Origin of the sequence: Mesorhizobium intechi (assembly GCF_002879535.1) — a bacterium.
Taxonomy (GTDB): Bacteria; Pseudomonadota; Alphaproteobacteria; order Rhizobiales; family Rhizobiaceae; genus Mesorhizobium; species Mesorhizobium intechi.
Genome location: NZ_PNOT02000318.1, coordinates 1 through 13,134 on the forward strand (window position 1 = coordinate 1; position 13,134 = coordinate 13,134).

12 protein-coding genes are annotated in these 13,134 nt (G+C 56.1%); 5 read left to right on the forward strand and 7 right to left on the reverse strand.

From position 1 onward, the window contains the following. Positions 1 to 166: 166 nt before the first annotated feature. Together C1D09_RS26965 and C1D09_RS26970 are read right to left on the reverse strand one after the other, a co-directional pair. Entirely contained in the window at positions 167 to 2,335 is a 2,169-nt protein-coding gene (locus C1D09_RS26965) for a metallophosphoesterase (RefSeq protein WP_167514766.1), read from the reverse strand. After that, the gene (locus C1D09_RS26970) at positions 2,332 to 2,856 is read right to left on the reverse strand and encodes a hypothetical protein (RefSeq protein ID WP_143977101.1); all 525 of its coding nucleotides are present in this window, start codon (positions 2,854 to 2,856) and stop codon (positions 2,332 to 2,334) included. Before C1D09_RS26970 ends, C1D09_RS26965 begins: the two co-directional genes overlap by 4 nt. 142 nt (positions 2,857 to 2,998) lie before the next feature. On the opposite strand from C1D09_RS26970, the gene C1D09_RS26975 reads away from it, so the two are divergent. The 5 genes from C1D09_RS26975 to C1D09_RS26995 are packed head-to-tail and all read left to right on the forward strand — an operon-like array spanning position 2,999 to position 6,327. Next, the gene (locus tag C1D09_RS26975; protein WP_143977102.1) at positions 2,999 to 3,304 is read left to right on the forward strand and encodes a hypothetical protein; all 306 of its coding nucleotides are present in this window, start codon (positions 2,999 to 3,001) and stop codon (positions 3,302 to 3,304) included. A 3-nt stretch (positions 3,305 to 3,307) separates the two neighbouring features. Next, positions 3,308 to 3,682, forward strand: coding sequence for a helix-turn-helix domain-containing protein (locus C1D09_RS26980; protein ID WP_143977103.1), 375 nt, complete (start codon positions 3,308 to 3,310; stop codon positions 3,680 to 3,682). Further along, positions 3,669 to 4,517, forward strand: a complete 849-nt coding sequence (locus C1D09_RS26985) for an ImmA/IrrE family metallo-endopeptidase (RefSeq protein WP_167514767.1) — start codon at positions 3,669 to 3,671, stop codon at positions 4,515 to 4,517. Before C1D09_RS26980 ends, C1D09_RS26985 begins: the two co-directional genes overlap by 14 nt. Continuing rightward, positions 4,510 to 5,313, forward strand: coding sequence for a thymidylate synthase (locus C1D09_RS26990; protein ID WP_143977105.1), 804 nt, complete (start codon positions 4,510 to 4,512; stop codon positions 5,311 to 5,313). The genes C1D09_RS26985 and C1D09_RS26990 overlap by 8 nt, the downstream gene beginning before the upstream one ends. A 6-nt stretch (positions 5,314 to 5,319) precedes the next feature. Beyond that, positions 5,320 to 6,327: a nucleotide kinase domain-containing protein gene (locus C1D09_RS26995; RefSeq protein ID WP_143977106.1), complete on the forward strand. Its 1,008-nt coding sequence runs from the start codon at positions 5,320 to 5,322 to the stop codon at positions 6,325 to 6,327. Here the strand turns inward: C1D09_RS26995 and C1D09_RS27000 are convergent. From C1D09_RS27000 to C1D09_RS27020, 5 genes are all read right to left on the reverse strand, one after another. Then, positions 6,324 to 6,773: a holo-ACP synthase gene (locus C1D09_RS27000; RefSeq protein WP_143977107.1), complete on the reverse strand. Its 450-nt coding sequence runs from the start codon at positions 6,771 to 6,773 to the stop codon at positions 6,324 to 6,326. The two genes, C1D09_RS26995 and C1D09_RS27000, sit on opposite strands and share 4 nt — an antisense overlap. Before the next feature lie 107 nt (positions 6,774 to 6,880). Further along, complete coding sequence (locus C1D09_RS27005; RefSeq protein ID WP_143977108.1) at positions 6,881 to 8,473, reverse strand: patatin-like phospholipase family protein; 1,593 nt, start codon at positions 8,471 to 8,473, stop codon at positions 6,881 to 6,883. A gap of 211 nt (positions 8,474 to 8,684) precedes the next feature. After that, positions 8,685 to 9,146: a hypothetical protein gene (locus tag C1D09_RS27010; protein WP_167514768.1), complete on the reverse strand. Its 462-nt coding sequence runs from the start codon at positions 9,144 to 9,146 to the stop codon at positions 8,685 to 8,687. 433 nt (positions 9,147 to 9,579) lie between these two features. Further along, entirely contained in the window at positions 9,580 to 11,190 is a 1,611-nt protein-coding gene (locus C1D09_RS27015) for a UvrD-helicase domain-containing protein (RefSeq protein WP_208760433.1), read from the reverse strand. A 35-nt stretch (positions 11,191 to 11,225) separates the two neighbouring features. Beyond that, on the reverse strand, positions 11,226 to 13,134 hold a 1,909-nt coding region (locus C1D09_RS27020; RefSeq protein ID WP_208760434.1), incomplete at its 5' end, for an AAA family ATPase.

Genomic DNA, 13,134 nt, shown 5'->3' on the forward strand with positions numbered 1-13,134 from the left:
CATCGTCTTGCGAGCGGGCGGCCCCGCTCTGCGCAGGCGGCAATCGCGGGGGAGAGATGGCCAAGACCATCTCTCCCCTCGTGCGACCTCGACAATCGGGATTTCCTTGGTCAGTGGACGGCCCACCGACGATCAATCTCGGCACCTGCAAAGCCGCATACTTATATCACGGGCCATCGCTTGTCGTCGCATTCAAGATCTCCGGTACCACGCGCTTGACGACCCTAGCCCAGATCTCGAAACTGCTGGTGTCTTTGGCAGATCTTTCGAACTGCTCACTCTGTTCGACAAGTGATACGAAAGAGGAAAAGAACTGCGGACGAGGTCGATCCGCGGGACAAAGGGCTGCGATGTAGTCCCGAAGAGCTTTCAGTCCCTCAGAGGAAATCGGCGACCCGTCTGTACTCCGAGCTTGCGCGACGACCAGAAAGTCTCTGAGCGCCTGCCGCCACTGACCCAGCAAATCTTTGGCGTTCGGATGTTCGTGGATTTGTTGGGAAAGGATGCCCGCAAGAAGGAATAGGTTCTGCGGTGCCTGATCCAGCCATCGGTCAAAGATCGGCACGTGGACCTGACCAGGAGCCCTCTCGTCAAGTCGGGCTTCCGTTGTAATAGTGGTTATCCGGCCCGGTTCTATACCGACCCGCCTACATAGTTTTACCTGGATTGCCCGCAACTCGGCAATGTTAACTGGCCACCACTGCGAGAACTCCTGAGCGCGATAGAAACCGGTGATGTCGAGCAGTGTGGTATTGCTCCTCTGGCGTTTCTTGATCTGTAACATGGTGAAGGAGGGGAACGCCTCCCTTTCGCTCCCGGCATCGAAATCCCGAATCGGATCGACGAGGATGGCGAGCGCGCGCGAAGAGAGGGTTGGCGACGAGCGACCGCTCTCAAGCATGGTCGCCAAACGTTCAATTTGATCACTCACTCCCCCATAGCGCCGAAGCCGAGACCCGTGAGGATAGGGAAAGCTCTTGTCGCGATGAGATTGCGGCAGCTGCCACCAATCAACGATCTCCCGCAACCACTGCTGCCGCTCGGGCACCGATATGCTAGCGGCCTCCGGATATCCTTCTGGCAAATCCAGTTGCACCGAGTTTGCCGGAAGATCGAGATGCACAATCAACGTTCCCCGAGGCACAATTTCTCGGGCCGCGTCGGAAGCCCGTGCATATACCTCGTTGAAGTCGCTACCCTGAATGATCTCGGGTCCGTCCGCTAACGATGTCATCATCCAAAGGCGAATCGGCTTCTCAACCTCCATCGGCGCATTTAGGCCGCCGCGGGCCAGCCCAAAACGGGTGGATTGAAGTGTCGGCGTGTATGGGATGCCCTCAATTGCCAAGATTCTAGCAGCGTCGGTATCGCGGCCGTCATCGATTGCGCCAGCAGAAAGTACAGCGACACGGCGCCCCTCTTCTACGCGCTCGCCACCCAAATGATCAAAATGAACTGCATGTTCATGCTTGTGACCATGTATGACTAGGTTTATTTCTGCCTGCCGTATGAAACTTCTAATCTGTTCCAAATTAGAGATACTTTCGAAGGCCTTCAATTCGACACGTAAGCCAGGCGCCCGAAGATGATGATGCATGAGAAGGACCCGAAGCTGCGGTCCAGATTCTGGACGGGGCGCGCTAGCAATCACCCCCCTCATCACCTCGAGCTGGGCATCTGAGACATGAGCCATATCGTAGCTTCGCAGGCCATTTAAGGCCGAACTCAATCGCTCTTGCTCCGCAGCATTCGCTGACAGCCGCGCAGGGATCTCGTTCCAGATGGTTGCGAGATCTTTCGGCAACTCGGCCTGTACCTGCGACCAATTGCTGGTGTTCAACGGATAGACAATCCATCGATTGTCGTGCGCTGCAAGGAAATGTTTCGAAGCATCGACACTATTCCGAGAATCAACGCCATCCAACCATGGTACGATGCAGCCGTTTGCTTTCCAGACGGCTGCAAAGGCCTCGTAGCGTTCCCTCGAGCTTGGCTCTGACCATTTTTTGACATCGTGGTTGCCAGGCGCTGCAACAATCCGTCCAGGCTCAATTCCGAACTCGCCGAAGTTCGCTAGGATCAAATCAAATAGAATCTTATGGCCACCGGGGAGCCCTTTTCGCTGAGCGTCACCGGCGAAGAGCACCCCGTCAAGGCGCTGTTCTTTGCCACGCAGATCGCTTGCAATCCTTTCGAACAGCTTCCCGATTTCTCCCTCGCGGGTCGGATGGCTAATACTAGGGATGGTCGTCTTTGACAGGTCATCAAGACGGAGCTCACTTCCGCCATCCGCAAGATGCGTATCGGTAATGAGAAGGAAACGAGGCGGCGTCATCGGGCTTGGTGGGGGATGAGGAATTGACGTTCGGCGAGTTGCTGACGGCGCTTCGTGATCTCGACCTGCAAGTCGGCACCGAATTCGGCTGCGACACACCAAACCCATCTCAACACATCGACGTTCGCGTCGCGGGCAATTGAGAGAAAGTCCTCTAGATGGTCGATTTTTTCACAAGCATCGGAGAAGCGTCCACCAGCATCGGCGATATCCGCGAGTACTCCAATGCGGTATTTGACAGAACAACTTTCTGCTTCGATGACCCTGTCGAGGCGTTGCGAGAGAGCATTCGCGGCACTAAGACAAACCAGTGCTGCGTCTACCATTGTCTTCAATGCAACGGTACTATCCTCGCCAGCACGAGCAATGCGTCCAGCATACTTTGCGTAGTGAAGGCCATAGTGCTTCAATCTGTCGATACGGGACAGGCAAATAATGTCCGTGTGGTTGCGCTGATCGTGGGCGAACTGCTCCTGCTGCCAGCGCAGCAGCGTGGTAGCGTCAATTGCGAGGTTTTGCATCGGAATCTCCTGCCCGGTTATCACACTACAAAAAAACCCCCAGACGACAAGTTGGTCCCGTTGAATTGGCAGCCGTTTCTAGGAGGGCTTGCAAAATCAGCTACGTAAGATTATCTTACCACTCGGTAAGGAGTTCGTACATATGACTCATGATGATGTCAAGGATGCCCTTATGTCGGTGCTCAGCCGCGTTCAGGCGGCTTGCGGGGATACTCTGCCTCCCCTTAGCGGCAGCGACGTCCCGGCAAAGGTGTTAAAGCATTTTGATAGCCCGACCTGGTCGGTCGCAACGAGTTGGCTCGCCAAGAAACTCGACGTCGTCATTCCGAATGATGTCCACATCTTCGGGACTCTCGACGGCAAGACCCTCTTGACCATCAATCAGAGTATCGACCTCGTCCTTGCCAAACATGTCAGCAAGGCTGCAGTAACCGTCGCCGCGGAATAGGAGATGAGCGAATTGGATAAAGAGCTGATAATTGCGGCGCGCATCAAAGAAGCGCGGCGGCTGTCGGGGCTGAGCCAGGGTCAAGTCGCCAAGATGCTGGAAATGCACCGCCCGACCATCAGTGAGATTGAAGCAGGCAATCGACGTGTGAGTGCGGGTGAACTGATGCGATTTGCTGAGATATTCGATGTATCGGTCGCATATCTGGCCGGGGAAAGCCCTGACAAGATCAATCCGTCTGATCCGAAGCTGCAACTTGCAGCTCGCGAACTGAGCAAGCTGAGTCCGGACGCATTGAACAGTTTGATGCGCGCGCTCGCCGTGTTTCGAAAAGACGATGATGAAAACAGTTCGGGCGGGGGCAATGAACAAACGTAGCCTTATTCTCGAAGGGGCACAGGCCGCAACAGATGCGCGAGACCGCGTCGGCGCCGATGAGATCAAACCGATTGACGTCTACGATGTGGCAGAAAAACTCGGCATCCGCGTTCGTTTTGTCGACATCAGCATGGAGGGCTTCTACAAGAAAGGACCGCCCGCAATGATGCTGCTTTCGTCGTTGCGACCTTTACCACGCAGAGCGTTTACCTGCGGTCACGAGGCCGGCCATCACGTATTTGGTCACGGCTCCACGGTCGACGAACTCAAGGAAGACGAGCGCAAATCTTCCGAGAAGCCGGAGGAGATACTCGCTGACGCCTTCTCGACCTTTCTATTGATGCCGACCCTCGGAATTCGGCAAGCTTTTGCAGTCCGAAAATGGGAAATCGAGACCGCGAGCCCGTTCCAGTTGGCGACCGTGGCAAGCGAATTCGGCGTTGGCTACATGACGCTGCTTACTCACCTGACCTACATCATGAGCGCCCTATCAAAGCAGCGGCTTGCAGAACTGTCACGTTGGACACCTCAGCGAATTCGCGAAGATGTTTTTCCCAACTCGGGTCTAAGCGCTCTCTCGATCGTTGATCGTCACTCGCAACCATCGGTCGCCGATCTTGAGATCGGCAACGGCATCCTACTCCCGCGATTGACGGACATCGGAACCGACAAACTGCGGCATGTACAAGATGTGAACGACTTCTCTCTCTTCAAAGCCGTTTCGCGAGGTAGTGGAAAGCTTCGTGTTGGACTACGCGATCTGACAGTGAGAATCAGCCCGGAAAGATATGTCGGGCTTGCAAAATATCGATATTTGGAGGAAGTGGATGAATAGATCCTCGACGCCTCGGCTGATCGAAGCGGGCAATTTATCCGTGGGCTGGGCAACGATTGTCCGAGAACTCATGAGGCCTGGTACACGCTCGATTTCGCCGCTGATTTTCTCTCTCGTCGGCTTCGATGCTAACTTTGACCCACAAGAAACGCCCGCCATCCGCAATGGCTTGGACCAAATGCTTGGGGACATTGGTAAGCGGGACTGCGAAAATGTCGCGTTTACGATCTTTCCCCAAAAGCACTATCTGCTTTCAGGCGGCAACAGAGAGGCATTTTTCGAACTCTACCGCGAGGCCTTCCCGCGGATCCAGGAATTGAACCCCCGAAATAACAGGAGAGGTTCTTACTTTCAGAGACTTGTGGACTACGAAGGCGGCAACAACGGCCTCAACCAGCTTGACTGGATCTTGAAGGAATACGAACGCAATCCACACGGACGGCGCTCAAAATGGCAGGCCACAACCTTTGATCCATACCGCGACTACTCATCCACAGCCCAGCTCGAATTTCCATGCCTCCAGCAGGTCAGCTTCACCTTCTCGGATGATGACGGGTTGATCGTGAACGCGTTCTATGCCACCCAGCAGATCATTCGGAAAGCTTACGGCAATTATCTAGGCCTAAGTCGGCTAGGCAAGTTCATGGCACACGAAATGCACCTGAAGCTCGAGCGTCTCAACGTTTTCGTGGGCGTAGCGCAAGCCGACGAAGCCAAGAGAAGCGATCCGCATTTTCAGGCGCTCATGAAAATTATCGATGTCACGCTGGACGCAGAAGCCACCGTCGAAGCGTAATGTTCAGTGTCTGCCAAAAACCCCACGATTAGCTCGAACCGCCTCGCCGGCTTGCGGCCAACGCCTGTTTTCGATGCCTATTGGCGATTTGCTGCAGAACGGCAGGAAATCCTGTTCAAGCGGATCAGCGGTCAGGAAGGCCCGTGGACGGATGATCCGATATTGAGGCAGTTCCGTTTTACAAATGCCTACAGAGCTACTGATCGCGTCAGCCAATATCTGATCAAGCACGTCATCTATAATCCTTACCTTGATCCAAGCCCTATCGAGACGGTCTTCCGCACCCTGCTCTTTAAGATCTTCAATAAGATCGAAACTTGGGAGGTTCTTACCTCGCAATTGGGCCAAATTCATACGAGCACTTATAATCGAAGCCTCTATGATCGCATCCTCATGCAGATCATGAAAAATGGAGGGCGTATCTATTCAGGAGCGTATATAATGCCACCTGTAAAGATGGATGGCACGGACGGAGTAAAGCATCGCGGTCATCTCTGCTTGATCGAAAAGATGTTTAGTGAGAACATAACCGAAAGCCTCATTGCCTCTACGTCTATGAAGCAAATTTTTAATTTGCTGACATCTTATCCGTCAATCGGTCCGTTTCTCGGCTATCAATTGGCGATCGATATTAACTACTCCACCGTGGTGGACCATCAGGAATCGGAATTCGTGGTTGCAGGTCCAGGCGCTCTTGATGGCATCTCGAAATGCTTCGAGAACGCCAATGACCATGATCCGGCGGACGTGATCGAGCTCATGTGTGACCGTCAGGAACTTGAGTTCGAGCGCCTCGATTTGTCGTTTAAGCCGATCGGTGAACGACGTTTGCAGCTGATCGACTGCCAGAATCTGTTTTGCGAGATTAGCAAATATTCGCGTGTTTCACACCCTGAGTATGCTGGAACAGCTGGCCGCATTCGCATCAAGCAGTCATTTCGTCAACACGGCAGCCTTGAGCCCCTTTTTCTTCCTCCGAAGTGGAACCTCACCGAATTTGGCGCAAGCGCCTAACGCGCTGCAACGGCTACAGCGGCCGCGGTTGTGGCGGTATGCGAGATGCTAATGTGCCAGGATGAAATGCCGAGAGCTTGCTCTTGAGCCTGAGCGCCTCCCGACAAACGCAATTGTGGACGCCCATCTACGAGCACAATCTCCACATCCGTCAATGCCGTTCCCTGTTGGAGACCACCGAGAATCTTTAGAACCGCTTCCTTGCTCGCGAATCGCGCAGCGAGTCGCGTAACCCAGTTCGGGCTTCCTGCGATATCGGCGAGTTCTTGGTTCGTGAAACAGCGAGTTAGCAGGTCGAGGTCATCGATTTTGTAAAGCGCTGCAAACTGCTCAATCTCGATGAGATCGAGGCCGATCCCAATGACGCTCATTCCGTCACTGCGCTGCACTTTTGCGCAACTGCGGATCGGAAATCTTCTTGAGCGCCGCTTCTCGATCCAGAGCAAGCGCTCGCGCCTCCTCCACAACGCTACTCATCGCAGTCTTATGTTTTGACGCTGCAGCGTCTACCTTTTTAGCAACCGCTTTCGAACTCTCCCGGCGGACAAAGCTTCTACTTTTCCAAGCCATCCGAGTCCTCCAACTCATTAAGGGTCTCGGCCAACAAACCGAAGAACTCCTTTACGTCATTCTCTATCCGGGTGATGATCGTGTCAACGCGCCCGTCTTTCGGCATCACGCTGCCACCGTCGATTTGGACCACAAACCGCGGGCGTTTGTCTGCACCGATGGAAATGGGGACGCAGAGTATCCATTTCAAATCCTGCCTGACTGCCTTTCTACGGAGACGGTGCTCCGGTCCGTCCATACGGAACTCTTGGGGAAGCGGCGCAATCTCAAACAATGTATCCCCGCTCAACCAAGCATGGCCAACAATTGTACCCTCGATAGGTACCAGAAGACCCTCATCATGGTAGCTGTCATAGCCGGTCGAATAGCGAAGTCTCAACGACTTGAAGAAGCCCTTGTCTGGCATCGCAATCGCTACTCTGACCCGCGGACTAGACTGATCAAGCACGGTTTCAAGGACGTCATCCACCAACGCCTTCGTAGTCTTGCAGGCGTTGCGATAAGCTTCGGGTCTCCTGAACAACCATTTGTCGAGGCTCACTAGGGCTGCACGTTCCGCATCCTCGACCTCCTGAATCGCCTGAGCTGCAGTAAGGTCGAACTCAAGGAGACTGAGGCGAGTTGACAGAACGAGTCGTTCCGCACGGCCAGCAGCTCTGAGATTGAGTTCGGACGAACCAAAGAGACCCGTTTGAACGAAGGCCGCAAGCCAGTTGAATTTTGAAAGCAGACGGCGTTCCGTCGCGGTTTGGATTTCAATCGCCAATGTAATGGCATCCGGATCTAACTCCCGCTCTTCGTCGAACGACCAAGCAGGCAGATTGGATACGATTCCGCCGTCCATATGGAGATCTCCGTCCACGAACAGTGGTTCAAAAATTACGGGAAGCGAAATTGATGCTGCAATGGCCGCCGACACTGGCACCTTTGGCGTACGTTCTGGCGAAAATAATTGCAGTCGCCCGCGGCTGAGGTTCGCACTAACGATTTTTAATGTCGGGCGATCGTCGCGGCCAAAGTCCCCCATGACAACGATTCGCCCTGGTTCACTCGGGAACAAACGTCTCTGCAACAAAGTTCCAATCGCCGAGGACAAAGTCGTAGTTCGCGCCAACCCTGCGAAAAACAACCTAATCGTAAAGAACGCCCCGATCGTCAAGGCGACAACAATCATGCCGGCAAGAACATAGTACGACTCGGCCGCTAGCCAGCCTGCGAAGAAGACCAAAAGAATGCACAGTCCGGCACTGCAGAGGCAAAAGCTTGGCAGGATTGGAAGAAGCTCCCGGAAAAGGAGAATTTTTCTCCAACCCCATCTACCAAAGAAATCACGCGGCGTTCTAATGCTAGGATCGATTTCTGACAGCTGCTGCAAAAGGGACCGGCCCGTCTTGGGGTCAAGCAGTTCGTCAGCTGTCAACCCCGCCGCCTTCAAGACAGCAACAATAGCTCCGGCGGATGTCCCACCAAGCCCTTTGAACTCAACGCCTCGTGCCTCAAGTGCTCGAAGAACGCCCAAGTGTATCAAGCCTTTTGCGCCACCTCCCGCAAAGGCGACGAACATACGATGCGTCATTTCAAAATTACCTCACCCACTCGAAAGTGTAAGCGACGAGGTCTTTGCTGTCACGACAGGAATGCCGATTACCGGCGGCGGTTCAAAGACGGCGTATAAACCGCAGTCCTTCGGGCGTGTGCAACAGCGGACGATTGCCGCATGCCGGACGGGACGTGGGAGCGACTGGCCCCGCCCGCGGCGGTCCGCCGAGTCTTGCACCCTTTGGCCCTCAATTGCGTGGCAGCTTGTGATTTTCCAATGTGACAGGCCCACCCCTCTCGCAACTCGTGCAAAAAAGTGCGCGCTCGACTGAACTGAACAGAGCGCCTTTGCCATAGCGTTTGACGAGGCCGGCTGGCTTCACCGTTGCATGGTGCGAACAGGATCTGCACCAGGTCCGCAACACATGCCATTCGCGAAGGTCGCCGAGAGCAACATCGAGGCCGGCGTGAACACTACCCTCGATGATGGTCTGTGACGGGATCCTCACCTCGCCCGGCGTCAGGATCTTCTCCATCACATGCCTGCTGTTGTAGTGGGTCAACAGCATGCCTGGCCGGCGCCGGATGGCGGCCTGCCAGGCAGCCTGACTCACGGATGAATCGGGGGAGCGCGAAATGATTTCTGATACTGCCTGCTCCTCGCGATCCCAGACCTCGATCCGAAAATTGTCTTCCGCTGTTTTCGCCATAGCTTCGCCGGCCAGCGCGATTGACGCCGGGCCATGGTCCTCTGCTGCTCAAGATCACGCTGAAATAAGGAATATATTCCCCTCACGTCAAGGGCGCGCTCGACTCTTTGTTCTTCTTTTGTTCACATTGGCGGAGATAGCTTTGATGGCGACTCGAAAGGTTGCCGTCGCATTGGCTATGTCTCGATAGTCCAGGGTGTCACAACGTGACTAAACAGCGCTGTCAGAGCCCTATTCAACAAATCGGCTGGCTCGTTTACTCCGGTGAGCAGTTATTGAACATCCCATTCGCGCGGGTGAACCCTTCATCGTCGAATGAAAGGAGGGATCTTGGGGTTAACGCCCAGATCGCCCTGAGCGAGGTAGAGAAGCCCAGGATCGAGGAAGCCCGCGCTGCCGGACGACCATTGTCGCAGCGCAGGTTCAACTGCCACTATGGCGCGTAACCAAGGAATTCGTCATGCTCACGGCGCTCGACAGTCCAGCGCTTCGCGCCGTCCGGGCGCTGACGATAGTGACACGCGGTCAGCCAAAGCCGTTGTTTGGCGCGGGAGATCCCGACAAAATAGGCAGCGCGTTCCGCCGACAATTCACCCCAGAAGGTTTCCTTCTCGACCCCGAGAATGACAACCGTATCAAACTCCAGCCCCTTGCTTTTGTGCACTGACATGATGCGGACGGCGCTGTCGCCGGAGAAGGACGCCAATGCTATAGCCGGGTCCGCGTGACCTTGCAGCAATAGGTGCGCACGTTCGAGTATCTGTTCAATCAACTGATCGAGGCGACCACCATGCGCATAGTCAGGCGATAGCGCGACGAGATTGTCGCGCCCGACCTCACCGACTAACGCCGTGGCAAGCGTTTGCAGGTCGTTCACCTGCGCAAGATCGACCTCACCTGCCACGACCTGCCGTCTGGTGTCGTCGACAAAGCGATCCCAGCGTGAGCGCAGCTGATATTCGCGTTCCTCGTCATAGCCATAGTTGAAGACGACAAAATCCAGCAAGCGGCGATAGGCGGCGGGTTGCCGTGTGCCACTGGCGATCAGGAGAAAGTCGATGAGCAGGCAGGCGACCGGCTCGGACGCCAGATCTTGTTCCTTGTCTTCCTCGCGAAACGGTATCTCGGCAGCCTCGAACGCGGCCGTAAGGCGTTGACAATAGAGATGCTGCTGCTTGCTGACCAGGATCGCGATTTCCGAGGGTGCGACGCCATCGTCGATTAGACCGCGAATCCGTTCTGTCAGGCTCGCGGCTTCGTCTCCGTCGTCGTCGAAACGGAGAATACGGATCTCGCCCTCATCGCCGACAATATCCTCATCGTCGAGCGCGGCCGGCGGATCCATCACTTTTACCATCGCATTCTGCATGCGGCGGAGCCCCGGTGCGGATCGGAAATTCTGATAGAGGTTGCTAGGCAGCGCGTCGAACGCATCGGCAAAGGTCTGGAAGATGCCCTCGAGCGCGCCGGCCCAGCCCATAATGCTTTGCTTGGTATCGCCCACCGCCGTCAGAATCGCCGAAGTGCCACCGAAACAGGCAAGGATTAGGGCATATTGCTCGGCCGTGCAGTCCTGAAACTCATCGAGAAATACGTGGGTATAGGTCTGCCGCACCGCGTTGCGCGCAACCATGCTGGCTTCAACGATCGTGTGGGCGAGCGGCACCATATCTGCGAAGGTGATTGACTGGCGCTGTACCCGGCGCGGACCGATCGAATAGTCCGCGTCGAGCGCATCGCGTCCGGAAAGTACCGGGCGAAAGCGATCGATGATCCGCTTGGCGAACGCGTGGAAGGTGTGGCTATCGAAGCGCGCGCCCAACTCGGGTCCGCAGCGCTTGCGGACGCGTGCCTTGAGATTCTGGCTTGCATCGGTCTTGAACGAAATGGCGAGAATCCTCCGTGGATAGCGGCAAGTGCCCGTGCGAAGCAGGAAGTCCGCTCGTTGCGCAAGCATTTCTGTCTTGCCGGCACCCGGGCCCGCGGTCAGCACCGCATTGCGCGCGCGCTCCGTAGTGGCAGCCAGCGCGTTCGGCTCGAGCATAAGTCCATCGGCGGGCGACCATCGCTCAACCGCAATCATTCCGGTAGGCCTTCTAACGCGCTTTCGACGTAGTCGAACAGCGCGGTCATGACAGCGGGCATGTCAGCCGCGAGTTCGGCATCGTCGAGAGCAGCCATCGCCCGGACGTGCCAGGCCGGCTTGCTGCCGAGCTTGAAGCGACGGTGATACGCATCAAACAGTTCGAGTTGTTCGTTGGTATATTGGCCGTCGACGACGTCATGCTGCTTCCCCAGGACCGCCTTTAGCGTGGTTTCGTCCGGTTCCTCGCGCTCTGCATCGTCGACCTTGTACACCTCGCCGAACGCCTCGATCATCATGAAGTCGAGATCGAGAGGAGAGGAAAAGAACACCCCTCGATCCTCAAAATACTCGATCCAGCCGTCGTCATCGACCAGCAATCCCTGGTCGCTGTCCCAGGCCGGAATCCCCGAGATATCGTCATCATTGATGCCGGCTTTTGCGACATCGCTATATTTAAGTCGTTGCCTGGCGGCATATTTGATCCGGCCCCAGCCGCCCTGATAGCGAGCAAGGTCAAGGTCGAGCAGGGTGGCGTGTGGAATGCCGAGCGCGTGCAGCAACCGCCAAAAATGATTGACGTGCCGTCCGCCTAAGGGAACGATCGAGATTGACGCGTCATCGGTGAGAATCCCGCGCGCAGCGAGCAGCCGCGGCAGCACCACCTCCTCGCTGTCGCCTTCGCCCAGGATGACGAAGCGAGAGAAATATAGCTCCGGAAAAGCCTGCACGCCTTCGCGCACATATTTTGCCGCATCCTCATTTTGCGGGAGCACGACCCGCGCGACGACCGTGCAGCGATTGCCGTCGAGTCGCAGATAGCGGATGGTTTCGGGCCCAACACGCCGCAGGAGCGACGGCGCATGCGTTGCCACCAATGCCTGCGCGTTCTGACCTTTCGCAAATTCGGAGACAGCACGGACGACGCGCCCCAGATAATGCGGTGACAGGCTGTTCTCCGGTTCTTCAACGGCAAGCAGGGTGAAGATCGCGGGCCGCAGCTTGTCAATATCGAAGGCATCCAACTCGCCGGCGAGCACCTTGTCGCCGATCTCGCGCATTGCGAGCACCACTGAGATATAGAGCAACGACTGCTGACCATCGCTCAACCGTGAGAAATCGACGAGCGGCTCGCCATGGCCGGGCGTGAACGTCAGGCTCAGATGGCGAAGCAGCGTGTCGATCTCGCTCTGCGCAAACGAGACCGCGGGGTCGGCGAAGAACTGACCCTTGTGAAGCTTGCCCCAAATCCCGGTTAGCGACTCTCCGATGCCTTCGATGGCGGCGTTGCCGCTCAGCGCGGCGGTAATCTGGGCTGTGAGATCGTTGATCGCCTCACGCTCATTACTCCAGTCTGCCGCTCGCAATGCTCGGCCCAGCAACGCATTGGCGGAATAGGAGATGTGGTCTGACGGGTCGCGGCGGGCAGGCAGATAATGCACCTGAACGGCGTTGCGATCTTGCTTAGAGGCCCGGCTTTCCTCAGTCGGCTGACCAGCATCGTCGGTCTTGGTCACATAGGTGAAGGTCTCCTCGATATCGCCATCCTTGTCGAGCGTCGCCGCCAGGCGTAGGCGGATCCGCACAGGCTCGTCGTCGTCCACCATCAGCATGTGCGCGAAGTTGCCCGGCACAGCGGGCATGTCGGCATCATCGTCCAGTTCCAGCTCTGGAAATTCGAAATCGGCTTCGATCCAGAGCCTTCGCTCCTCCGGCGCCCCATCGGGCGACTCGTCGGCCGCAATGTGGAAATCGGAGGGTCTGACTTTGCGCAGCGCAGGATCGACACTGAACATTCTTGCCAGCGCCTGCAGCACCGCGGTTTTGCCGGTGCCGTTTGGTCCGAGGATGAACGTCGTGTCGTCCAAAGCGATTTCGGTAGCAATGCTCCCAAAACATCTGAAG